Raw genomic sequence first — 22,643 nt, 5'->3', positions numbered from 1 at the left:
ATTTAAGGCGGATTTTTTTATGGCCATTGGTGATCCGGAACGCGCCACCCAGAACCGCATGATCGCGCAGCTTTGTGGCGACCTGTCGGGCCAGACAGGCGGCCTAGGCTGGCGCTATCTGGGCGATTGGCACAAGCGCGTCGGCAACACCAATATCGAGCCGGGCCTGTTACACCCGTGGTTGGTTGCCCGAGGCTATGACCCCGACGTTGCGACCCGCGCCATCACCCAGCTTCAGCGTGCCGCCCGGATGGACGGGCTGAAGCTCTACGAGGCAAACCGCGCCACCTATGACATGCTGCGCTTTGGCGTGCAGGTCACACCTGGACCCGGCGAGGCGCCGGTCACCGTTCGCTTCGTCGACTGGGACGATCCCACCGCCAATGACCTAGGCATCGCCGAAGAGGTCGCAGTCAGTGCCAAGAACCCCAAGGCCTATAACAAACGCCCCGATCTGGTCCTCTATGTCAACGGCATCGCAATGGGCGTGGTCGAGCTGAAGAGATCTACTGTCGATCTAGCTGAAGGCATCCGCCAGACGTTGGACAACCAGCGCCCTGAATTCATCCGGCACTTCTTCACCACGGTGCAGATCACCTTCGCAGGCAACGACATGCAGGGTCTGCGCTATGCCGCCATTCAGACGCCCCAGAACTATTGGCTGGCCTGGAAGGAGGAAAGCCCGATCACCCTGCCGCTGGAGCGCGACATCTCGCAGATGATGACGCCTGCGCGGTTCCTGGAGCTGATCAACGACTTCATCCTGTTCGACGCGGGGATCAAGAAGGTCACGCGTCCCAACCAGTATTTCGCGGTCAAGGCCGCCCAGGATGCGGTCGCGGCTCGGAAGGGCGGGATCATCTGGCAGACGCAAGGGTCCGGCAAAAGCCTGATTATGGTGATGCTGGCCCGTTGGATCCGCGAGGCACGCCCGGAGGCCCGCATTCTGGTCGTAACTGACCGCAAGGAACTGGACGAACAGATCGAGGCGGTGTTCGGCAATACCGGCGACAAGGTCCGCCGTGCCAAGTCGGGCGCAGACCTGCTGGCCGCACTGGCCGATCCTAAGGACCGCGTTGTGTCCTCGCTGGTCCACAAGTTCGGGCGGCGGGAAGAGGACGAGCTGGGCAGCATGATCGCCGACATCCAGCGCGGCCAGATCGGCGCGCCGGTTGGCGAGTTCTTCGTCTTCATCGATGAAGCGCATAGGACACAATCGGGAAAGCTGGCAAAGGCCATGCGGATGATCCTGCCGGATGCGGTGTTTATCGGATTTACCGGCACGCCCTTGCTGAAATCCGACAAGCACACTTCATTGGAGGTGTTTGGACCGTATATCGGCACGCCTTACCGCTTCAACGAGGCAGTCGAGGACGGGGTGGTTCTAGACCTACGCTATGAAGCCCGCGACATTGACCAGCGGATCTCTTCGCCCAAAAAGATCGACGAATGGTTCGAGGCCAAGACAAAGGGCCTGACCCCCGTAGCTAAGGCAACGCTGAAACAGCGATGGGGCACTTTGCAGCGGGTTCTGTCGTCTAAGGACAGGCTGGAGCAAATCACCAGCGACATCATCATGGACATGGAGATGAAGCCGCGCCTGATAGCTGGACGGGGCAACGCTATGTTGGTCGCAGGCTCGATCCCCGAGGCCTGCCGGTTGTTCGAAATCTTCCGTAATTCCGGCTCGGTGCTTGCAGGCAAGTGCGCGATTGTCACGTCCTATACGCGCAACGCCTCGGAGCTGACCGGTGAAGAATCCGGTATGGGCGAGACGGAAAAGCAATATGTCTATCGCGTCTATGACCGGCTGATGACCGATCTCGGCACGGACGAAGAGGCTTACGAGGCAGATGCCTTGCGGAAGTTCCGCAAGGAGCCGTCGCAGATGAAGCTGCTGATCGTGGTCAGCCGCCTCCTGACCGGGTTTGACGCGCCGACTGCAACCTACATCTACATCGATAAACAAATGCGCGATCACGGGCTGTTCCAGGCGATCTGCCGCGTGAACCGCCTGGATGGGGATGACAAGGATTATGGCTATGTCGTCGACTATAAGGACCTCTTCAAAAACATCGAGACCGCTGTAGAGGACTACACTTCAGGTGCCTTCGATGCTTTCGACGCGGCTGATGTCGCGGGACTTATTTCCTCGCGTGCGGAGAAGGCAAGCGAGGATCTTATGAACGCGCGCGACGCGTGGTTCGGGCTGCTTGATCCGGTCGAGCAGCCCAAGGGCGACGAGCAGGTTCTTGCATATTTCTCGAGCCCAGGCGGGTGGGAAAGCGACCCTGAGGCTGACGAGAAGGCCAGGCGACGCCAAGCGCTTTACAAGCTGGCGGGCGCCTTCGCCCGGACCTATGCCGCCGTGGCAGATGATCCCGCCGCCTCGGGCGTCAACGATCTTGAACTGGCTCAGTATCGCAACGAGGTGGAGCGTGCGGTTGCACTGCGCGATGCCGTGCGCTTGCACAGCGGCGATGCTGTTGACTTGAAGCAGTTCGAGCCTGCGATGCGGCACCTGATCGATACATACATCAAGGCCGAGGATACAGAGATCATCTCGCATCTGGACGACCTCAGCCTGATCGACCTGGTGGCCAGCAAAGGTGCAGCGGCAGAAGAGGCGCTGCCGAAAACGCTCAAGAAGAAGCGTGAGAACGTGGCGGAAGCCATCGAGAATAACCTACGCCGCTTGATCATCAGCGAAACGCCGATCAACCCGTCCTTCTACGAGCGAATGTCTGAGCTGCTGAAAGACCTCGTCAAGAAGCGGAAAGATGATGCCATTGCCTATGCAGAGTATCTGGCCAAGATCGCGGACCTGATCAGGGCGGCGAAGGCGGGCCACGGCAGCGATTATCCGGCAGCTATATCCACACCAGGGCAAAAGGCGCTCTATGACAACCTTGGGCGAGACGAGGCCACAGCCATGGCCGTCGACGAAGCCATACGAAGCACTGCACAGACGGGGTGGCGGGGTAACAAGATGAAGGAGCGCATGTTGCGCCGGAAGCTTGTTGAACTCCTTGAGACCGAGGACGCCGTGGATCAAGTGATCGAGATCGTCAGTTCCTATGACGAATACTGAAAATCTAGAAATCGCCGGCTTGTCGGTAGAATTGGTCCGGAAGCCGATCAAGAATCTGCATATCGGGGTCTATCCGCCTTCCGGGCGCGTGCGCGTGGCCGCACCTCCGGCCATCAGCGAGGATGCTATCCGCATTGCGGTCGTGACCAGGCTCGGCTGGATCAGGAAGAAGCAGCGCGAGTTCGAGGGCCAAGAGAGGCAGACTGAACGTCATTTTGTCTCAGGAGAGACCCATTTCGTCTTTGGAAAACCGCTACGATTGCTAGTCGAGACGAGCAGCAAGAACCGTTGCGTGATCCAGCAAGGCGCTGCTGGTCGAGTAACAATGAGGGTGCCTGAAACCTCAACGACCGCGCAGAAAGCAAGATGGATGTCCGCGTGGTATCGGGGACAACTACGAGAGCATGCCGCGCCCCGAGTGGTGAAATGGTCCGAGCGACTTGCAGTCCCCTTACCCAGGTGGGGCATACGCACCATGAAAACGAAATGGGGTAGCTGCAATCCAGATTTGGGTATCATCTGGTTGAACCTGGATTTGGCCAAGAAGCCGCTGGCAGCCCTCGATTATGTCATTCTTCACGAAATGGCGCATTTCGTCTCACCGCGACATGACGAAGTATTTCTGAACGTCCTCGCTAGGCAAATGCCTGGATGGCGGCAAGTCCGCGCCGACCTGAACGCCCTGCCGCTATCAATATAAGTATTCTGGCGGTCCAGCCGGGCCTTAACCACGGTGCTATCGAGGATCCGGCGGACGATGCCCTCATCGGACAGATTGCGGCGCACCAGGCGTCCCAGTCCATATTCACCTGTGCAAGGCGTGGCTGATCTGTCTTAGTCGAAGCATGCATGCCTCTTCAGGAACACTGATCGGCGATGCCCCCTGCGTCCAATCCGTTCCGTCAACAAAACAGCATCAAACGCTCGCATCCTGCAGCGTCGTTGAGGCTTTTGCACTTAGGTGCGTGATCGGAACGCAGCCAAGCTCATTCGACGGACCCCGCTTTGCTGCCGTTCCCCGCTCGGGCGTCGAGATCATCAGCCAAAAAAGCAGGCTATCCCACCCGACAGAGGCGCTTATGAGCCGTATAGGCATGGTATTAGGACCATAGGAACATCATGCCCATCCCTCTCGCCTCTAAGCTCCCCTACTCCCGTGCATCGAACTGCTTATCCTGTATGCTGCACTACAAACCGGTAGCGCTGGGTAATACTCAGCGCAGATTGAATGACCGGATCGCGCTCGTGCCTATCGTTGATCTGGATGCTTACCGCTTCCACGCAGTCATTGACTGGGTCGAGTTCCGCATCCATCTCGGGCGACCAACGCAGGCACAACATGTCCAAGCAGTTTTACGCCGCTATCTTGCCCGAGACAGCTTCATTGCTCCGGAAGATGGAACTGACGGTAGCGTATTCACCGTCTGCACGATCAAGGTTCAAGAGCCTTCAAGCTTCGCCTTGATCCATGTGATTCATCGAGCGCTATGCGACAGGTTCGGGGAGGCCTCCAGCGCGCGCGTGACAGGCCTAGAGGTCAGCGTTGATGCATATGTAGCCGAGAATGCTAACGCGACTCGGGCACACCTCCTAGGCGCTCTGCAGCGAACCATCTGGACGTCACGGGACATTTTGACAAACTCGAACAGTCGCCTCCGTTCTGTCTGGAAGAAACAAAGCGACGGCGTTCAGAAACTACTACCGGAACTTCAACATGATGATGCACGCGGGCGGCGCGCCAACTCCGAGAACCACCGAGCGCCCTTCATCGACGGAACCATGTATCTAGGCGCCCGGCACGATGATGTGATGCTGCGCCTAATGGAGAAGGTGAAGGACCGGCAGCGGTTCGACGGGAGCTATGATGACCTGAATGAACCTTCGAAGCGGGTCAGGATCGAAGTGACGTTGAAAGGTTCAGAGCTAACATCGGTCGGGATCACTGACATTGCTTCGCTTCGTCGTCTGAAGTTGACATCCATGCAAGGCAGATACTTCCAGTTCAAACTGCCTACGTTCAAGCGACATGTAGATCATGGTCTTTCTGGCACCTTGCAGGCTTTTCAAGAAGAAGAGCGCGCGAGGGTATTTCATACAACCGGCGTGATGGGACTGTCGGTCATGGACAGCGCACTAGCCCTACAAAGAAAAAGATCATGGCCGGGAGTCAGAAAGAACCTTCGTTCAATGAACCGTAAGGCTCTGAGGACGCAGATGCCGCGGCTCGCTGCGCCGTTTATTGCGTTCGAGCGGCTGAACATGAAGGTCAGCTTGGCACTGCGTAGCCTTCAGAAGCGTGAGGACCGGTCGTGGTCTAGGATGACAAGGCAGAGCGTGGTGTGACAAGGGAATAGGCAGAGCAGAAAGAACCTATATTAGCAGTTAAAAGGCCAAACGCGCCTGCAAGACTTTGCAGGAATAGCAAACGCAGGCCGCAACGGTCATGCACGCCGGATGCCGGACAAACTGGATGGTCTAAAAAACTTGCACACTCTGCGGTGCGCTACCGGTTTGGCTCTCGGCGGATTGGTTTGTTGCTGAAGCGCGGCGGCATCCTGATCAGTCCGAAGAAGCTGTATCGGGTTTACTTCGAAGAAAGGCTGTCGGTCCGGTGTAGGCGAGGCCGCAAGCGTGCCCGAGACATCACAACACCGATGCCCTTCCTCTGATGCTCAACCAGTGCTGGTCATTGGACCCTTCGCAGACACGTCGGGGCCTCGCGCAAGTTCCGCATCCTGATGGGAATGTCGATTACTATCGCGAGAAAACGCCTTCATCGAAAGCTTCAACGGCAGCCTGCGCGACGAGCTGCTGAGCGAGGAGATCTTCGACACATTGAATGATGCTTGCCGAAAAAACACTTAATGGTGCTACGACTACAACGCGGTCAGGCCGCAGTCCTCGCTCGACAACCTGATGCCGCTCGAAGCGCGCCGGATGCTCGCGCTACATGATGGCTCCGCGCTCGCCCTGAAGCCACTAGCGGACTACCGATCTCAAGCCGACAGACTCTCGTTATGATCGAATGACCGGTAAGGGCAGGTCAATTGGAATGCGGGAATTGTTCGAGAACTTGCGGAACGAGATCAGCAAAGTTCCCACCAGACATGTGCCCTCGCATGATGTAATCGAGACGGGCAGCGTAAATGGAGTTCGTCGTGCCTCGAAACGAACTTATTTTAGAGAAGTAATCGTAGGTATCTTGATACCGTTGAAGCTTGGAATGATGGATTTCAGTCAATGCCTGTTCTGTCATTCCGTGCGCGTCTAGGTATCGTGCTGCTTTTAGAATATCGTCTGGAGTAAAGACCCGCTCACGCTTATGCATTGTCATCGGACTTGTCGAAGAAGGTGTCTTTGCAGGTAGCGTCGCAACAACACTGCGATCTGGCAGTTCAGAGCAAATTTCCCTGATTTCCTGAAGTGCATCTTCTGGATCAATCCCTTCAAGCCATTCGTTGAGCCGTCCGGACGGACTGCGCATCCGATACTTTCGAAAATGAAAATCTAGTTTCTGCTCAAGAACTCTCGGGGCTTCGTTGAGCAACACCACATCGAAACGAACACGGTCTTTCCCAAATGTGCCGCAGTAGTCTGAAAAACGCCTGCGAAGATTAAGAGATAGCCCGTATTTCGAGTTTGCCGAGTTCACCCATATGCAGTTCTGTCGATGCTTGATGACAGGAGCCATCTCTTCCCCAACTAGACGAACAAAATACAGACCTGACTCTAATGGAATATTGGACATCGACCCTCCGAAAAAACTACCTACTCGACACAACGGCCCCCAACCACGAGTCCGCTCATCCTAGTGCAATACCAGCCTATATCGTCATCAGCATCCTTAATCTGACTGCAGCGTTCAAACATGGAAGCATGCGCTGACAGGCCTATCCAAGACAAGTAGCTGCCGCCGCTTCTCTTCTTCCACCTTTACGATTTCCAGAACCAGACATGTGATGTGCATTCAGCAGAGCAAGCAGCACCTGAGAAGCGCTGTGGCGCTCACTGAGCACAGGTAAGCAACTCCCATATGCACATGTAGCGCAGAGACGCGAACCCGAGCCAGTGAGCGCCTTTGAGTGCACTCCCTGAAAAACCAAGTCGTCTGCAGAGGGCAGGTATCTGAGCTAGGTTACTTGCAGCCGCGGTTGGTGCGAAACAAAGTCGAACATGTCCCGCATCCCGATCCGCGATTATCTTTTTCGGTTGAGTGGGAACCGGTTCTTATCTTCTTTGGTGTCTTTAGCAGGCGCAGCTTCTATGATGACTCTGAGGCTTCGTGTATTGACCGCTGAGCGTATGTTGGGGTCTTTTAGGTGTGCTGACAGCGGGCGTGCGTTTGACCTGTCTGTGAGTCTCTTTGACGTATGGACCTGAACGTGCAGCCGGTGCTGCGTCCTGATCCGTCTTTCGTCTATATATTACATAATACATTTTTCCTTTAAGTATATTAAATAGACGAAAGACGGACTGGTATGAGGTCTCTCTGCGGCCGTAGCCTGAGCCTCATTCAGAGCCTGTGCCTTAATCGTATCCTCTCGGGCTTACATCTTCTTCCGGTTGGTCTCTTTCGTTCCTCTTTGGTTGGATTTCGTTCCGGTTTGTCTTGGGCTTATGTCCTCCTCTTCGCCGTCTATGTTGTCCAAAAACCGATTTTGGGGTCGATTTTGTCTCAGTTATGTTAAGTTACGGAATTGGACCCAGCGTTTGCTGGTGAAAAACGTAACATCCGCGGTCCATTTGAAGGTGGAATGTTACATTTGAGGCATCGTATTGAGCCTCTTGGAGCCTCAAATGTTACATTTTGGCGCTCTAATTTAACATCGGGCGGACCAAATGTTACATTTTCGAGCGCCTATGTTACATTTGAGGGATCGTGCGCCGGAAGAATTCACGCACCAAATGTGCCTAATGGCAGACCGTTACAGTCAGGCGATCCATGATCATAGAGATGAGGGCCATACGCCCTGAGGACTATTTCGATGTCAGCAGGATCTTCTTCTGCGCGGTGCACGAAGGGACAAGCCACGCCTACAGTGTTGCAGAACGAAGGGCGTGGGGCGGCGATACGATAGACCTACCGCGATGGAAAGAGCGCCTGATAACACTTACCGGCTTTATTGCCGAAATGGACGGTGAGCCGGTCGGGTTCATCAGTGTCAATCCGCTGGGGTATATCGACCTTGCCTTCGTGCTGCCTTCGGCGGCGGGTAAGGGTGTCGGCGGCGCTCTTCTCGAAAAGGCAGAGCACTTGGCGTTCACCCAAGGTGCCTCGTGCCTGACAACGGCAGCAAGTCTGGCAGCGCGTCCCTTTTTCGAGAAGCATGGATGGGTTGTTTTGGAGAAAGAGCAGGTCGAACGTGGCGGAGTCATCTTGAGGCGCTACCAGATGCATAAGCATCCTGTGAAGTCAGATCACTAAGGACCATGACATCCGAGGCACCTGATGACGCCTCGGATTTTGACTACGTCTTGCCTCTTAGCGAAAGAAGCGCCCGAACAAAGTCAGCGACAGTGAACCCGCAAGCAGGGCCGCACCTACGCCAACATATCCAATAAAGAGCCAAGCATCTTCCAGACCGCTGTTGTAAAAGCGATATACCGCCGCACCGAGAAAAATTAGCCCGACATTGCGCGTGGCGCTCAGCGTGGCCTCCCGGCGCAACCGGTTGATCTCACGGGTATGTTCTTCGTCAGTCATTCTCAAACCTCGTTACTTGTCATCTCTTCATATACTGCTCTCTCGCAGGTCAGTCGGGTGGGATATGAAAGACCTTCATTTGCTAGGTAGAAAACCGGCAGTATTTTCAGTCTTTTCTTTGCAGGTCATCACGACAGGCTCGATTTCAACGATCGTTTACGAATGCCGTTGCATGCCGTATCTTGCCTTGAAAATAAACGATCATTGATTCCATCTAGGCGAGCGACATGACTAACATCCAAAACGCTGCTGATCTCGGCCGTGCCATCCGTGCCCGACGGCTGGAACTCGGACTGCAACAGACTGAGCTTGCCATGCAGAGCGGTGTTTCGACCCCGACCGTCAGCGCCATCGAGAACGGTAAAGAGACGGCGCGGGTCGGTCTGGTGCTGCAGCTCTGCCGTGATCTCGGCATCCAACTGTCCGTAGGAACATAGGCATGGCGATGCTTGAGCTGGATGTGTTCATCGAGGGCCTCCCAGAGGCCGTAGGGCGACTCACAAGGCGTGGTAGCGGTGCGGTGGCCTTCCGATACCTGACAGACACCCTACCCCACTCGATGAGTCTCTCCTTGCCTCTGCGCGAGGAGCCGTTCGGGGATGTTCTGACTCGTGGTTTCTTCTCGAACCTCCTGTTCGAAAACGCTCAACGTGAACAGATCATGCAGAGGCATGGTCTCAACTTCGATGACGTGGTCGGACTGCTTGAACACCTTGGCAATGACTGTCCTGGATCAATCTCCTGCGTGCCTGTCGGGACCGGACCGGCCAAGACACCGGGAAACCTGCTGACCGACTATGACCCGATCGACCAGAACGAGCTGGTGCGGATCATGACCTCTCTGCGTGACCGCAGGCGGGTGCCGGATGACACCCGTGATCCCTCGCCGCTGGCGGGTGTTCAGGGCAAGGTCGCATTGACCAGACTGCCGGACAGCAGCTTCGCCCTTCCGCGGCAGGGATTAAACGTGCCGACGACGCATATCCTCAAGGTGCCGAGCCGCTTCGAGATGACCAGCGTTTATCAAGAGCATCTGCTCATGCAGCTGATGTCTGGCGCGCAGGCACATCCGGTCGCAGCGACAGAGGTGCTTGGCGATGACGATCTCTGCGGACTTCTGATCACGCGCTTTGACCGGATCGTCGAGGGCACCGAGATACGACGGCTGCATCAGGAAGACTTTGCGCAGGCGCTCGGGCTTGGACCGCAGTTGAAATACCAGCGTAACGGCATCGAGACCCGCCGGTTTGACGCCTGCGCGATTGGACAGGTTCTAGCGCAGACGACACAGCCCGGACGCGCACGACTGGCCTTCCTCGAGATCACCTTGGTCAACCTGCTGCTTGGCAATACGGACAACCACGCCAAGAACCATGCGTTGCTGCATGTTGGCGCACGACCCGACCTTGCGCCGGTCTATGATGTTGCGCCCATCCTGCTTGATGATCAGGTGGTGCATCAGATGTCGTTCAACATCGGGCATGCGCGAATGACCGACGAGATTACAGCTGAGGACCTTGCCACATTCATCACTGCGATCGGCTTTCCTCGAGCAACCCCTGCCCTACTGAAACGCCTCCGCGAAATCGTCGCTACCATCGTTGCAAGGGTTCCCGACATGAGTGGCCCTCATCGCAAGCGCATTGGCGATGCCATCGCAGAACAGGCTGGTTCACTCGCAGACGCGCTCGGGATGCAGATCGACATCCCGGAACGGGACGCGATGGTTCTGAACCGACCTTGAAACCGGAGGGTTGCGGCGCCGCCGTCTTGCGGGCACTGGCTGCATCCCCATGAACGACACGCGTTTTTTCTAGGACCTCGCATCTTTCTGGTCGCGCTGACTCCCCACCCGACGCAGACAATGTCGCGCGGTATCTTGGTGTCACAACCAATGAAAGCGACAGCAAGACCATGACACTTCCCTACCAGAACAGTCCCGCAGCGATCTTCATCTCGGCGCGCATCCAGGATCTCGCATATCGCAAGAGCCAGGCAGAGATCGCGGCCGAGACAGGCTTCCCGAACCCCAACATGATGACCTTTTTGAAGAACGGCCGGAACAAGGTTCCCCTTGATCGCGTGCCTTCGCTTGCAAAGGCGCTCGAGATCGACCCAGCTTATCTGATGCGTCTCGCACTCGATCAGTCGATTGGCGAGACAGCAGCACAAGCAATCACTGAAATCTTCGGAACGCCCGCGACGGAGAACGAACGCGGTTGGCTGGCTGAAATCCGGAACGCGTCGGATAATAAAGACCCGCGCCTCACAGGGAGGTCACGTGCGGCGCTCAGGGCCATCTTTGGTAAATAACGACGGCAGGATTAAAATCTGCATCTTCCGCAGCAATTGCTCTCCAAGGACGTGGATCGGAATGATCCACGTCGTTCGAAGCAACTGCAGGCAGTCGGATCGCCACAGGCTGAGTTTAGATACCGCGATACTTGGGCAATACGCGTCCATGCAAAGGCTGCTGAATGGCGAAGATATCTCGACCTCGGCCTATCCCCCAAAAAAAACGTCCGTCCCATGAGAAGAATGCGAGATCGAACAGTATAGGCTAAGAGTAACAACAGGACGCTTCGCCATGTCTTCCGACGTCACCTTAAATGAACTGAATCATATGCACCGCGTGGTGGCCCAACTCGTTCTGGCCGATTCTGTGTATCTTCCCATTTTCGAACGCATCGAACATGAGCTTGCGACCTGGCAATCGAGGGATCGCGCAATTGACCGCGCGCGCGTCCTGTTAGCAGGCTATAAAGCTGCGGCTTGAAGCATTGTCTGCTTTTGCTTCAACGTAGCCCCGTCGCCATATTTCTCTCTGGTGAGGCGATGACCAAAGAGGTCACGCCTGATCCGATCGTCGATCCCTGCTGCCAACATACGATCCTCGAACGAGTGCCGAAGAGAATAGAGCACATGATCTGGGGTCTCCATAAGTCCGTTTTCTCGAAGATACTTATTCACGGTTGCCGACAGCCCCGCGCTGCTGCCGCGATATCTCGGAAAGCCCTCGGGGTAGGCACGTATCGCATCGAGAGAAATACCAAGGAGAGGGATGGTGCGGCGCGCATATGCGCTCTTCATCTGCCTGCCTTCTGGCTCGATAGAGATGTAAGGCACGTCGCATGCAAGGTGTATCGTGTTACCGGAGAGTGCAGCCAGCTCCGACGGACGACAGCCAGTGTTTATCATCGCCAGAAGGATGGTTCGAGCTTCAGGGTTCAGACCGTTTAATGCCCCGGAAGCAAGTAGTCTGTCAGTGATCCACTCCCTCGAGAACGGAGGCCGCCTCTTTGCTTCGATGTCCTTGAGGGAAAGATCGTTCAACGGCAGCACGAGACCAAGTCGTTTCATCTTGTTAACGGTCTTCAGGACGTCTCCAAGATGAGTCAAATCCTTGTTGGCACTGTTTGGGGTCAACCCCTCCATTTCGAGTCGCTCGACCCACCAGTTCCGGAAATCAAGCATGTCGTCGCCGGTGATTTGATCGATCGGCTTGTCGCCGATCACCTGAATAAGATTCTGGATAGCTTTCTTGCGAGGGTTCTCCCATCGCCGGATCTGATCGGGTGACTTACCGAGCGCCCTATCCTTCGCAAGAGTCCAATAAAGATCGAGACAGCGACTGATGATCAGCGAAGGTTCCTTAGCGCCACCCAGGAGGGCGGCCGCTTCGCGCATATCGATAGAATTTGGCTTATCGCCCACACGAGTCACAGCAGAAAGCCGATCACGAATCTCATTAAGCGGCAGCTGCGCGACCTTGTCAGCGCGCAGGTAGCGGAAACCCTTCGCTTCGGCCAAGTCCCGCGCTGCAGCGAATAACTGCTCGGCATCACCATCAGCGCCTGCCAGTTTCGCTTCCCAGGCCGCAATCATCTTATCCCAGACGGCATCGCCCTTCATCTTCGCAGTCGACGCAGAATCAGTCTTAAGGCTGACCCAAACATACTTTCTCGGCTCAACCACTGCATAGCGCTTGGGCACGCGCTTGTAGAGATACAGAGTGCCTTTGACAGAGTTTCCACGCGTCCTGATAGTCATACCAACCTCGTCAAACCGAAGCCCATGTATCACTCAATGTATAGCAAATTGTATAGCAAAAAGAGATGCGTCAAACGGCAAAAACGCATATAGCTCAGCGTTTGCTGACTTATAGTGTCATTTAAACTGAATGAAATTGGCGGAGCGAGAGGGATTCGAACCCTCGAGACGGTTCCCCGCCTACACACTTTCCAGGCGTGCGCCTTCGACCACTCGGCCACCGCTCCGTTGCAGGGGGTCTAGCTTGTGATTCACAGTTCTGCAAGTGCGATATCAAAGCTTTGAGATACGCTTTTGCAACTCGGCCAGTTGGCGACGGATTTCGGCCATATCCTGTGCGTCTTCGGCAGCTTCCGGTGTCGCCTGTTTGGGTGCCGGATTTGCAGGTTGCGTACCGTCTTCCTCTTCGGGTTCGGGACCGGAGGCGCCCGTGCGCCAGCCCCCCATCATGGCCTTCAGGAACATCTGCTGTTGGCGCTGCAAGGCGTCAAAGCCGGGCATGGTGGACATCGGGGAAGGAATGGCGGCCATATTTTCCATCACCTTAGACTGGCCATCGCGCAGCATCTCGAAGCTGGCGGCAAGGAACTGCGGGACGACTGATTGGGCATTGGTGGTATAGCTGCGAACCAGATCGGTCAGGACATCCAGAGGTAGGACGCTTTCGCCACGGCTTTCGTGTTCGGCAATGATCTGCAACATATACTGGCGGGTCAGGTCATCACCAGATTTGAGGTCGATAATCTTCACCTCGCGTCCGTCACGAATGAAGGCAGCAATATCTTCCAGAGTCACATAATCGCTGGTCTCGGTATTATACAGCCGGCGGCTGGCATAACGCTTGATCAGCAGCGGCGCAGTTGATGCGGCCATCAGGGCTTCCTTGCAGTCGGTTTCATCCATGATGAAAGCTGCACACAGAAAAGGCAAAGGAAAAAGTCCCTTTTCTGAATGTGAAAAAGGCGGCCAAAGCCGCCCTTTTCCGCATATTGTCTTGTCACATTACTTCGACGCGGATGCGGTCGTTGCTTTCTTGACAGCGGCCTGCGTGTCCTGCGTGGCTTTTTCAGCCGCCTTCTGGGCGTCCGAAGCCATATCCTTGCCTGCGGTCAGCATCAGATCAACGGTGTCCATCTGCACTTTCTTTGCAACTTCGGCGTAGGCAGCCATATGTTCGGATGCAACTTCAGCCGAGGAGGATGCGAAATCGCTGACAGCTTTGGCGTAATCCGAAGGCTCTTGCTTGCTGGCGGCCATTTCGCCCATGCGTGCGATGGAATCCTTGGCCCATTGCGCCGAGATTTCGGTCGAACGTTCGGCAGCAGTCAGCGCAACTTTGGCCAGCTTTTCGGCCAGCATGCTTTGCGACTTCATGGCTTCCTGCATCGAGCTGGTGTCGATCGGAAAATTCGCCATCATGTCCTGCATCGTCTTCGCGTAATCGGGTGTCTTAGCCATAACATTCACTCCTATAACTGCGACGAGAGAGAAACCATGAGGGGGAACAATCGTCGCTTCTATTCCGTGGTCCTAATATGAATGCTGCACCGCAGCATTTCAAGCTTTTTGTTCTGCATTGCAGCAAAACAATTGTGAATTTTTGATCCGGCATGCCTAGCTGGCCCGTTCATGGACATAGCGGCCCGGCGCGGGTTCGATCCCCTGCCCCGGATCACGTGCGTCCAGCAGATCACCCGACCGTTCCTGCAGCCATGCGCCCCAGCGCGGCCACCAGCTGCCTTCGTGGAAGGTCGATGTTTCGCGCCATGTCGTATGATCGGACCGGAAATCGTCATCGCTGACGTAATGCCCGTATTTCTTTTTGGACGGTGGATTGACGATACCCGCGATATGGCCGGATTGGGACAGGATAAAGGTCTTATCTTTGGACCCCATATTGGCCACGCCGCGCCAGCTGTCCTTCCACGGGGCAATATGGTCGGTTTCACAGGCAATTGCACAAAGCGGCACCTTGACGTCCGACAGATGCAGCCGATGGCCTGAAAGATCGAAGCCATCGGTCGCAAAAGCGTTTTTCTGGCACAGTTCGCGCAGATATTGCATCGCCATCTTTCCGGGCAGATTGGTGCCATCGCCGTTCCAGAACAACAGATCGAATGCAGGGGGCGATTCCCCCATCATATAGCTGCGGATCGCGGGCCCCCAGACAAGGTCGTTTGCACGCAGAAAGCTCATGGTGCGTGACATCAACCGGGCGCGCAGCAGGCCGTGACGCTGCACCTCCTCGCCGATGCCCGACACGAAATCATTTTGCAGAAAGGCGGTGAATTCGCCCTGATCGGAAAAATCGGTCAATGCAGTGAACAAGGTCGCAGAATTGACCCGATCATCCCCGCGCTGTTCCAGCAAGGACAGCGTCAGGGACAGCGTCGTCCCCGCGATACAATATCCCACGGCATTCAGTTTTTTCTGATCCGTCAGTTCCAGAACCTTATCCATCACCTCAAGATAGGCGGCGATATATTCCTCCATCCCGACATCGGCAAAGCTGGCATCCGGGTTCTTCCAGCTGACGACGAACAGCGTCTGGCCCTGATCAACCAGCCAGCGGATCATGCTGTTTTGCGGCTTCAGATCCAGAATATAGAATTTATTGATCCATGGCGGAAAGATCACCAAAGGCAGCGCATGGGCCTTTTCGGTGCTGGGCGCATATTGGATCAATTCATACAGCGGCGCGCGGTGGACCACCGTGCCGGGGGCTGTGCCGATATTGTCACCGACAGAAAACGCCTGACGATCCGCAAGCGAGACGATCATCTCGCCTCCGTTCAATTCGACATCGCGGACAAGGTTTTCCAGACCGCGCACAAGGCTTTCACCTTCGGTCTCGATCGCCTTTTCCAGCGCGTCCGGATTGCTGGCCAGAAAATTGGTTGGGGCCATCATGTCGACGATCTGGTTGGTCAGCCAGTCGATGCGGCGGCGGGCAACCTTATCGGGCAGATCCAGTTCATCAGCCGCATCGCGCAGGGCGCGGGCGTTGGTCAGATACTGTTTCTTGATCAGATTGAAATAAGGGTGACTTTGCCAAAGCGGATTGGAAAAACGCCGGTCAGCGGGAGTATCATCCTTGGGGGCCGTAAGTTTTCCCGCAATCAGGGCCTGCTGGGCGCGGGCATAATTCGTCAGCGTCTCGGCCCAGAATGTCACCTGCGTTTCGATCATCCGGGAAGGATGTTCGCTAAGGTTTTTCATAAAGGCACTGGTCGCAGTCATGAACAGATCAGGCCCTGGCCCTTCGACACCGGGATTGGGGGCATTGCGGGCCGCAAAGGCGGACATCAGGCGTTGGCCCAGCACATCGATTCGTTCAATATTCTCGGCCAGTTTTTTGGCAGTGGGGGCGTGCCCTTCCTTTGCCAGATCAGCCAGCATCAAAGATGCCGCCTGACGCGTTTCGGCCATCACCGTGGCAGGTTCTTCGGCTGCCTTGGGCTTTGCAGGTTGCGGTGCCTGTTCGGGCTTAACTGTCCGTCTGCGCGGCTTTGAAGCAGGCTTTTGCTGCGCCGCAGCATTTTCGGGCGGTCCGTCGGTGTGTGGCACCTTGGGATCGGACTTACCGGTTGCAGCAGATTTGCGTCGCGTTCCGGTGGCCTCTTTGCTCGGTTTCTTTGGCTGGCTTGCCATGATCGAGATTCCCCCCTAATAATAGTTGGATGATACGCGCAGGGCGGCCAAGGCGTAAACCCGGCTTTTGACTGATAAAAGCTCCGCTTTGACAGCAGAAATTCCATGCCGCAGTGCAGCAAAATGGTGGATGATATGTCGGTCAAAGGTCTAAAAGGCGTCATTTCATATGATGCGATGGAAACAATCCGCAATACAAATGAATGGATGGGGGCCACGGCTCGCGCGATGGGGTCATATCCCGCCTTTGCGCTGATCCCGAACCCCGCCTTCCATCTGCTAAGTGCATGGGGCCGCGTGACAGAACGCAGCTTTGCGCGGATGGTCACAAAGCCGGATTGGGAAATGCCCACGATTGCAGGTGAGGACGGGCAGGATCACATCGTCTATGTCGAACCGGTGGTCAGACGCGCCTTTGGCGACCTGATCCACTTTCGCGTCGCGCGTCGTGACACCATGCCCCGCAAAGTGCTGTTGATCGCACCGATGTCGGGCCATTACGCGACGCTGATGCGATCAACCGTAACGTCGCTGCTGAGCGATTGCGATGTCTATGTCACCGATTGGCACAATGCCCGTGATATCCCTGTGAGCGAAGGCAAATTCGACGTCGAGGATTACACCCGCTATCTGGTTGATTTCATCAAACACCTTGGCCCTGACACCAATGTCGTCGCCGTCTGCCAGCCGGCCCCCCTTGCCTTGGCCGCGACTGCCATTCTGGCCGAGGAAGACCCCAAGGCCCAGCCCCGCAGCCTGACCCTGATCGGCGGCCCCGTTGATCCCGATGCCGCCGCAACCGAGGTGACCGATTTCGGCAACCGCGTTACTATGGGTGAACTGGAAAAAGCGGTGATCCAGTCGGTCGGTTTCAAATATCGCGGCGCAGGGCGGATGGTCTATCCGGGCCTGATGCAGCTTAGCAGCTTTATCGCCATGAATGCGGAATCCCACAGTCGCGCCTTTATCAACCAGATCTATGCCGAAGCACGCGGCACGGCGTCGGATGGCGATAAGCACAATAAATTCTATGACGAATATCTGGCGGTGATGGATATGACCGCCGAATTCTATATGTCGACGGTCGAGCGTATCTTCAAAAACCTTGAAATCGCCAAAAATGAATTCACCGTTGAAGGCAAACTGGTCGATATCGGCAAGATCAGCGATGTCTCCATCATGACGGTCGAGGGCGCGAATGACGACATTTCGGCCCCCGGTCAATGCGTGGCCGCACTTGATCTGTGCTCCGGCGTTCCGGCGGACAAAAAGGTGCAGCATCTGGAACCGGGTGCGGGCCATTACGGCATCTTTGCAGGCAAATCATGGCGCCTGAACATTCGTCCGCTTGTGCTTGATTTTATGGATGAAAGCGCCAAGCAGACCGAAGACAGCCCCAAACCGAAGCGCCGTCGCAAACCCAACCCTGCAGATACCGATTGCGGTGTGGCCGATACGATGGATGGTGCCAAAATGGCCGTCTAGGACCGTCAGGAACCTGCGTGACATGATCACCGTTATATCTCTGAACGCCGCATGGTGCGGCACAAGGGGATATCATGACGGACGACCACAAACGTGCCGACCAGTTCTGGAGCCGGCTTGACGATGTAAATGCCGGCATGCTGGGCACCACCGAGGACCCTCGGGTGGTGCCCATGTCACATTACGCGGATCGCGATCAATCCGCGCTGTGGTTCATCACTGCCAAGGGCACCGATCTGGCCAAATCGCTGGCCGGCGGTGCGAAGCCCGCAATCCATGTTGTCAGCGACGCGGGCGAAGGGTTGTACACCCGCATCGACGGCCAGCTATCGCTGTCGGATGACCGCGCGAAACTGGATGAAATCTGGAATGCCGTCGCCTCCAGCTGGTTCGAGAGTGGCAAAGAAGACCCTGATGTCCAGCTGTTGCATATGGACCTGTCAGGGGCCGAGGTTTGGGCCACCGGTGGCAGCCTGACCTTTCTGTTCCAGATCGCCAAATCCAAAGTGACCGGTGACAAGCCCGATATGGGCGAACACTATACCCTGACGTTGTAACCTAGGGCAGTGACCGGATAGTTTCGGTCACAAGGTCCAGACATTCGGGCGTCGAAAAACGGTGATCGGCGCCCTTGACCAAGGTCAGGCGCATATCTGGCGATGTCGCATGATCCAGCAGATCCAGCGCCCATTGCATCGGCACATCTTTATCTGCCGTTCCTTGCAAGAAACGCGTCGGAAATGGCAGATCCAGCGGTTGGTTCATAACCTGCTGGTAGCGACCATCCTCGATCAGGCGGCGCGTGATGACATAGGGCTGGTCGGCGTAATCGCTTGGCAATTCCAGCCGTCCGTCACGGGTCAGCACCTGACGATAGTCTTCGGAAAATCCTGCCCAGAAACCACGTTCGGTGAAATCGGGCGCGGCGGCAATGGTGACAAGTGCCGCCACGCGTTCGGGCATGCGACGCGCCATCAGCAGGCTGATCCAGCCACCCATGGATGATCCGACCAGAACCTGCGAGCCGTCGGTCAGGGTGGTGATGGCTTGGAACGCATCCTCGGCCCAGTCACCGATGCAGCCTTCTTCAAAGGTTTCACTACTGCCGCCATGACCGGAATAGTCAAACCTCAGGAAGGCGTGGCCATGTTCTTTGGCCCAAGCCTCCAGATGAACGGCCTTGGTGCCGCTCATGTCGGATTTGAACCCGCCCAGAAACACGATGCCCGGCCCCTTCCCTTGGGTCCGCACATAGGCGATGCGACGTCCCGATGGCGTTTCAAGATAGTCGTTCATCAGCTTACCTCTTTCAATCCGAATGCGACCCATGCACCGGCAACCGATGCCAGTGCAAAGACCGCGATAACCCAAGCCCCCCCCAGCATCGCAAGCGCTGCCGAGGCGGCCCCCGCAATCAGGATCACCACACCGACCACCAGATTCGACACGGCCGTATAGGCTGCGCGCTGGTCATCGGGGGCCATATCCACCAGATAGGTGGACCGCCCTTGCCTGACCCCGTGATAGGCGATCATCAGGCCGAACAGAACCACCGCAATGCCCGCCGTTCCCGCATGCCCCATGGCACCCAAAGCAATGGCGATCAACAGCGCAACGGCTGCGGCGACGCCGGACCAGACCAGCACCTGCCGCGCCGAACGGTCCGCCATCCGCCCCCAGACCCATGACGATACCAGCGACGCCAGCGCCGAGGCCAGCACCAGCAGCCCCAGATGCCGGTCGTCGGCCTGCTGCCCCGCCGCAATCACCAACAGATAGGGCGGCGCAAGGGCTGTGCCGACCAACAGCGACCGAGCGACAACAAACCGTCCCAACTGCCCGTCCTGACGCAGCAAGGACAGCTGTGCCAAAGACTGCCGCAGGCCCAGCACGTTCTGGCGGGGTTGGGGGTCCTCCTCCAATGTCGCAAAGACCAGCCCCGCCAGAACCCACATGCCCGCCGCCAGCAGGATCGCGGCAATCACCAGCGGGGCACGGTCGAAAGGCCCCCATAACAGCAGCAGCGCAAAGACAATCACACCCGCTGCGCTGACGCTGCCTGCCAGACCTGTCGCGGTCCCGCGCCGTGTTTTTCCGACCGTCTTGCCCAGCACATCCTTATAGGAGGCCGAACAGACCGACCGCGCCAAGGCCAGAACCGCCAGCAAGCCGACAATCGCCAGTCCCGCCGCAGCCCCCTGTAAAACCAGCGCAACAACCGCGATCCCCAGTGCCGCCAGCCCCTGCAGAATGCTGCCCGCGGCCCAGACCCATTTGCGCCGTGGCAGCGCCCCGATGGCCCCCGCGGTAAACAGCTGCGGCAACAGCGACCCCGCCTCGCGGATGGGGACCAGCAGACCGATGAAACCGGCCCCTGCCCCCAGATGCGTCAACAACCATGACAGCACCAGTTTGGCATCCACCAAGCCGTCGCCCAGTTTGGACCCTGACAATGCCGCGACATGGCGCAGGAAATTTGCAGGCTCGGCCTGTTTTTGCGCGCCCTTCAATCCGCCATCGGCATCGGGATCATCGACCAGTACTTCGAACAGCTGTTCTTCGATTTCTTTCATAGGGATATCCGGCTTGTTGCGTGGCTTATCTTGACAGTTTTTGCGCGCGGGTCCATTGGTGCGACCTTAACATAACCCGCAATCGGGCGTTCCGTGGGCGCCAAACCGACGAGGAGGACTTTATGTCCCAGATCTCTCTGACTTTTCCTGATGGCAATTCGCGCGAATACGAGGCTGGCGTCACCGCCGCCCAAGTGGCCGAAAGCATCGCCCCCAGCCTTGCCAAACGCGCCATCAGCGCCAGCCTTGATGGTCAGCACATCGACCTTGCATGGCCAATTATGTCCAGCGGCCAGATCGCCATTCACTCGATAAAGGATGAAGCGCAGGCGCTGGAACTGATCCGCCACGATTTCGCCCACGTCATGGCCCGCGCCGTCCAGTCGATCTGGCCTGATGTCAAAGTCACCATCGGTCCGGTCCGCGATTATGGCTGGTTCTATGACTTCGACCGCGCCGAACCCTTCACCCCCGAAGATTTGGCCGTGATCGAGGCCGAGATGAAAAAGATCATCGCCGCCCGTGATCCGGTCCGCACCGAAGTCTGGGACCGCGACCGGGCCATCGCCCATTACAAAGCGGCAAATGAACCGTTCAAACTGGAACTGATCGACCGCATTCCCGAAGATCAGGACCTGCGGATGTATTGGCACGGCGACTGGCAGGATCTGTGCCGCGGCCCGCACTTGCAGAACACCGGCCAGTTGCCCGCCGATGCCTTCAAGCTGACCCATATTGCCGGTGCATACTGGCTGGGCGATGCGACGCGCCCGCAGTTGCAGCGCATCTATGGCGTGGCCTTCCGCAACCGCGACGACCTGAAAGCCCATATGACCATGCTGGAGGAGGCCGCAAAACGCGATCACCGCAAGCTGGGCCGCGAAATGGACCTGTTCCACATGCAGGAAGAGGCTCCGGGCCAGATTTTCTGGCATGCGAACGGCTGGAGCATCTATACCAACCTTCAGGATTACATGCGCCGCAAGCAGCGCGCCGACGGCTATGTCGAGGTGAACACCCCGCAGGTCGTCAGCCGCAAGCTGTGGGAAGAATCCGGTCATTGGGAAAACTATCAGGACAATATGTTCATCGTCGAAGTGGACGAAGAACATGCCAAGACCAAGACCATCAATGCGCTGAAACCGATGAACTGCCCGTGCCACGTACAGATCTTCAACCACGGCTTGAAATCCTATCGCGACCTGCCGCTGCGGATGGCCGAATTCGGGTCGTGCAACCGGTATGAACCCTCGGGGGCGCTGCATGGCATCATGCGTGTGCGCGGCTTTACGCAGGATGACGCGCATATCTTCTGCACCGACGACCAGATTGAAGCCGAAACCAAGAAGTTCATCGATTTTCTGGCGGGCATCTATGCCGATCTGGGCTTTACCGGCTGGCGGATCAAGCTGTCGACGCGCCCTGAAAAGCGCATCGGTTCGGATGAAAGCTGGGATCGGGTCGAGGCGGCCTTGGGCAATGCCTGTAAAGCGGCAGGCTATGATTACACCATCTTCCCCGGCGAAGGTGCCTTCTATGGTCCGAAACTGGAATTCGTGCTGACGGATGCCATTGGCCGTGACTGGCAATGCGGCACCTTGCAGGTTGACCCCAACCTGCCGGAACGTCTGGATGCGGAATATGTCGGGCAGGACGGCCAGAAGCACCGCCCCATCATGCTGCACCGCGCCGTTTTGGGCAGCTTTGAACGTTTCATCGGCATCCTGATCGAAAACCACGCGGGCAAACTGCCTTTCTGGCTGGCACCGCGTCAGGTGGTTGTCGCATCCATCGTTTCGGACGCGGATGATTATGTGCATGAAGTTGTCGCCGCGCTAAATGCCGCAGGCATCCGCGCCGAGGCTGATATCCGCAACGAAAAGATCAACTATAAGGTCCGCGAACATTCCGTCGGCAAGGTCCCCGCGATCATGGCCATCGGCATGAAAGAGGTGGAAGACCGCACTGTTTCCCTGCGCCGTCTGGACCAGCAGGGCAGCCGCACCCTGTCCCTGTCCGAGGTGACAGAAATGCTGAAAGCCGAAGCGACCGCGCCTGATCTACGCTGAAACCGGCGGATGTTGCGAAA

The 22,643-nt window shown here is 56.8% G+C and carries 19 protein-coding genes, 1 tRNA gene and 1 pseudogene; 12 read left to right on the top strand and 9 right to left on the bottom strand.

The genetic code is table 11. The features are described 5' to 3' along the window. Positions 1-19: 19 nt before the first annotated feature. From DWB67_RS09995 to DWB67_RS18305, 4 genes and pseudogenes are all read left to right on the top strand, one after another. Complete coding sequence (locus DWB67_RS09995; protein WP_119807383.1) at positions 20-3,091, top strand: type I restriction endonuclease subunit R; 3,072 nt, start codon at positions 20-22, stop codon at positions 3,089-3,091. Beyond that, entirely contained in the window at positions 3,078-3,791 is a 714-nt protein-coding gene (locus tag DWB67_RS09990; RefSeq protein ID WP_119807382.1) for a M48 family metallopeptidase, read from the top strand. The genes DWB67_RS09995 and DWB67_RS09990 overlap by 14 nt, the downstream gene beginning before the upstream one ends. Before the next feature lie 419 nt (positions 3,792-4,210). Beyond that, entirely contained in the window at positions 4,211-5,434 is a 1,224-nt protein-coding gene (locus DWB67_RS09985) for a hypothetical protein (RefSeq protein ID WP_147385921.1), read from the top strand. A 420-nt stretch (positions 5,435-5,854) separates the two neighbouring features. Next, a pseudogene (locus DWB67_RS18305) lies at positions 5,855-6,112 on the top strand (transposase); the annotation flags it as partial. A 22-nt stretch (positions 6,113-6,134) separates the two neighbouring features. Here the strand turns inward: DWB67_RS18305 and DWB67_RS17855 are convergent. Then, positions 6,135-6,839: a type II toxin-antitoxin system HipA family toxin gene (locus tag DWB67_RS17855; RefSeq protein ID WP_147385920.1), complete on the bottom strand. Its 705-nt coding sequence runs from the start codon at positions 6,837-6,839 to the stop codon at positions 6,135-6,137. A gap of 1,194 nt (positions 6,840-8,033) precedes the next feature. Here DWB67_RS17855 and DWB67_RS09970 point away from each other — a divergent pair. Continuing rightward, on the top strand, positions 8,034-8,516 hold the full coding sequence (locus DWB67_RS09970) for a GNAT family N-acetyltransferase (protein WP_119807379.1): 483 nt from the start codon (positions 8,034-8,036) through the stop codon (positions 8,514-8,516). A gap of 57 nt (positions 8,517-8,573) precedes the next feature. Here DWB67_RS09970 and DWB67_RS09965 read toward each other — a convergent pair whose 3' ends face one another. After that, positions 8,574-8,795, bottom strand: coding sequence for a hypothetical protein (locus DWB67_RS09965; RefSeq protein ID WP_119807378.1), 222 nt, complete (start codon positions 8,793-8,795; stop codon positions 8,574-8,576). 227 nt (positions 8,796-9,022) lie between these two features. On the opposite strand from DWB67_RS09965, the gene DWB67_RS09960 reads away from it, so the two are divergent. The 4 genes from DWB67_RS09960 (at position 9,023) to DWB67_RS09945 (ending at position 11,571) form a co-directional block, all read left to right on the top strand. Continuing rightward, entirely contained in the window at positions 9,023-9,232 is a 210-nt protein-coding gene (locus tag DWB67_RS09960) for a helix-turn-helix domain-containing protein (protein ID WP_119807377.1), read from the top strand. A 2-nt stretch (positions 9,233-9,234) separates the two neighbouring features. Continuing rightward, the gene (locus tag DWB67_RS09955; RefSeq protein ID WP_119807376.1) at positions 9,235-10,539 is read left to right on the top strand and encodes a HipA domain-containing protein; all 1,305 of its coding nucleotides are present in this window, start codon (positions 9,235-9,237) and stop codon (positions 10,537-10,539) included. A 170-nt stretch (positions 10,540-10,709) separates the two neighbouring features. Beyond that, the gene (locus DWB67_RS09950; protein ID WP_072296322.1) at positions 10,710-11,108 is read left to right on the top strand and encodes a transcriptional regulator; all 399 of its coding nucleotides are present in this window, start codon (positions 10,710-10,712) and stop codon (positions 11,106-11,108) included. 274 nt (positions 11,109-11,382) lie between these two features. After that, entirely contained in the window at positions 11,383-11,571 is a 189-nt protein-coding gene (locus DWB67_RS09945) for a hypothetical protein (protein WP_119807375.1), read from the top strand. Here the strand turns inward: DWB67_RS09945 and DWB67_RS09940 are convergent. The 5 genes from DWB67_RS09940 to phaC all read right to left on the bottom strand — a co-directional run bounded on the left by DWB67_RS09940 (position 11,553) and on the right by phaC (position 16,244). Beyond that, positions 11,553-12,788, bottom strand: a complete 1,236-nt coding sequence (locus tag DWB67_RS09940; protein WP_370453582.1) for an integrase — start codon at positions 12,786-12,788, stop codon at positions 11,553-11,555. The genes DWB67_RS09945 and DWB67_RS09940 overlap by 19 nt on opposite strands. Positions 12,789-12,982: 194 nt before the next feature. Next, a tRNA-Ser gene (locus DWB67_RS09935) sits at positions 12,983-13,072 on the bottom strand. A gap of 46 nt (positions 13,073-13,118) precedes the next feature. Further along, the gene (phaR, locus tag DWB67_RS09930) at positions 13,119-13,718 is read right to left on the bottom strand and encodes a polyhydroxyalkanoate synthesis repressor PhaR (protein WP_119807412.1); all 600 of its coding nucleotides are present in this window, start codon (positions 13,716-13,718) and stop codon (positions 13,119-13,121) included. A 129-nt stretch (positions 13,719-13,847) separates the two neighbouring features. Further along, on the bottom strand, positions 13,848-14,303 hold the full coding sequence (locus DWB67_RS09925) for a Phasin (protein WP_119807373.1): 456 nt from the start codon (positions 14,301-14,303) through the stop codon (positions 13,848-13,850). A 156-nt stretch (positions 14,304-14,459) separates the two neighbouring features. After that, positions 14,460-16,244 (bottom strand): class I poly(R)-hydroxyalkanoic acid synthase, encoded by a 1,785-nt coding sequence (phaC, locus tag DWB67_RS09920; protein ID WP_119807411.1) that lies wholly within the window; start codon positions 16,242-16,244, stop codon positions 14,460-14,462. A 387-nt stretch (positions 16,245-16,631) separates the two neighbouring features. Between phaC and phaZ the strand changes: the two genes are divergently transcribed. After that, complete coding sequence (gene phaZ, locus DWB67_RS09915; RefSeq protein ID WP_119807410.1) at positions 16,632-17,981, top strand: polyhydroxyalkanoate depolymerase; 1,350 nt, start codon at positions 16,632-16,634, stop codon at positions 17,979-17,981. A gap of 74 nt (positions 17,982-18,055) precedes the next feature. Further along, positions 18,056-18,538 carry a pyridoxamine 5'-phosphate oxidase family protein gene (locus DWB67_RS09910; protein WP_119807372.1) on the top strand — a complete coding sequence of 161 codons (483 nt, stop codon included), beginning with the start codon at positions 18,056-18,058 and terminating at the stop codon, positions 18,536-18,538. Between the two features lies 1 nt (position 18,539). Here DWB67_RS09910 and DWB67_RS09905 read toward each other — a convergent pair whose 3' ends face one another. Then, a complete protein-coding gene (locus DWB67_RS09905; RefSeq protein WP_119807371.1) occupies positions 18,540-19,277 on the bottom strand; it encodes a carboxylesterase in 738 nt (245 codons plus the stop codon). Then, a complete protein-coding gene (locus DWB67_RS09900) occupies positions 19,277-20,554 on the bottom strand; it encodes an MFS transporter (RefSeq protein WP_119807370.1) in 1,278 nt (425 codons plus the stop codon). The genes DWB67_RS09905 and DWB67_RS09900 overlap by 1 nt, the downstream gene beginning before the upstream one ends. 122 nt (positions 20,555-20,676) lie before the next feature. Between DWB67_RS09900 and thrS the strand changes: the two genes are divergently transcribed. Next, on the top strand, positions 20,677-22,623 hold the full coding sequence (gene thrS, locus DWB67_RS09895) for a threonine--tRNA ligase (protein ID WP_119807369.1): 1,947 nt from the start codon (positions 20,677-20,679) through the stop codon (positions 22,621-22,623). The last annotated feature ends 20 nt before the right edge of the window (positions 22,624-22,643 follow it).

It is taken from the genome of Paracoccus sp. JM45 (assembly GCF_003590715.1).
In the GTDB taxonomy this organism is placed as follows: Bacteria; Pseudomonadota; Alphaproteobacteria; order Rhodobacterales; family Rhodobacteraceae; genus Paracoccus.
Note: the sequence above shows the minus strand (reverse complement) of the source record. Positions and strands in the feature narration are given on the sequence as shown.

Bases quoted from the DNA above. Each gene is read 5' to 3' on its own strand.
- DWB67_RS09905 (WP_119807371.1), bottom strand. From the start codon at position 19,277: ATGAACGACTATCTTGAAACGCCATCGGGACGTCGCATCGCCTATGTG.
- DWB67_RS09900 (WP_119807370.1), bottom strand. From the start codon at position 20,554: ATGAAAGAAATCGAAGAACAGCTGTTCGAAGTACTGGTCGATGATCCC.
- DWB67_RS09970 (WP_119807379.1), top strand. From the start codon at position 8,034: ATGATCATAGAGATGAGGGCCATACGCCCTGAGGACTATTTCGATGTC.
- DWB67_RS09925 (WP_119807373.1), bottom strand. From the start codon at position 14,303: ATGGCTAAGACACCCGATTACGCGAAGACGATGCAGGACATGATGGCG.
- DWB67_RS17855 (WP_147385920.1), bottom strand. From the start codon at position 6,839: ATGTCCAATATTCCATTAGAGTCAGGTCTGTATTTTGTTCGTCTAGTT.
- DWB67_RS09960 (WP_119807377.1), top strand. From the start codon at position 9,023: ATGACTAACATCCAAAACGCTGCTGATCTCGGCCGTGCCATCCGTGCC.
- DWB67_RS09955 (WP_119807376.1), top strand. From the start codon at position 9,235: ATGGCGATGCTTGAGCTGGATGTGTTCATCGAGGGCCTCCCAGAGGCC.
- phaZ (WP_119807410.1), top strand. From the start codon at position 16,632: ATGTCGGTCAAAGGTCTAAAAGGCGTCATTTCATATGATGCGATGGAA.
- DWB67_RS09995 (WP_119807383.1), top strand. From the start codon at position 20: ATGGCCATTGGTGATCCGGAACGCGCCACCCAGAACCGCATGATCGCG.
- DWB67_RS09985 (WP_147385921.1), top strand. From the start codon at position 4,211: ATGCCCATCCCTCTCGCCTCTAAGCTCCCCTACTCCCGTGCATCGAAC.
- DWB67_RS09990 (WP_119807382.1), top strand. From the start codon at position 3,078: ATGACGAATACTGAAAATCTAGAAATCGCCGGCTTGTCGGTAGAATTG.
- thrS (WP_119807369.1), top strand. From the start codon at position 20,677: ATGTCCCAGATCTCTCTGACTTTTCCTGATGGCAATTCGCGCGAATAC.
- phaC (WP_119807411.1), bottom strand. From the start codon at position 16,244: ATGCTGGCTGATCTGGCAAAGGAAGGGCACGCCCCCACTGCCAAAAAA.
- DWB67_RS09945 (WP_119807375.1), top strand. From the start codon at position 11,383: ATGTCTTCCGACGTCACCTTAAATGAACTGAATCATATGCACCGCGTG.
- DWB67_RS09910 (WP_119807372.1), top strand. From the start codon at position 18,056: ATGACGGACGACCACAAACGTGCCGACCAGTTCTGGAGCCGGCTTGAC.
- phaR (WP_119807412.1), bottom strand. From the start codon at position 13,718: ATGGCCGCATCAACTGCGCCGCTGCTGATCAAGCGTTATGCCAGCCGC.
- DWB67_RS09965 (WP_119807378.1), bottom strand. From the start codon at position 8,795: ATGACTGACGAAGAACATACCCGTGAGATCAACCGGTTGCGCCGGGAG.
- DWB67_RS09950 (WP_072296322.1), top strand. From the start codon at position 10,710: ATGACACTTCCCTACCAGAACAGTCCCGCAGCGATCTTCATCTCGGCG.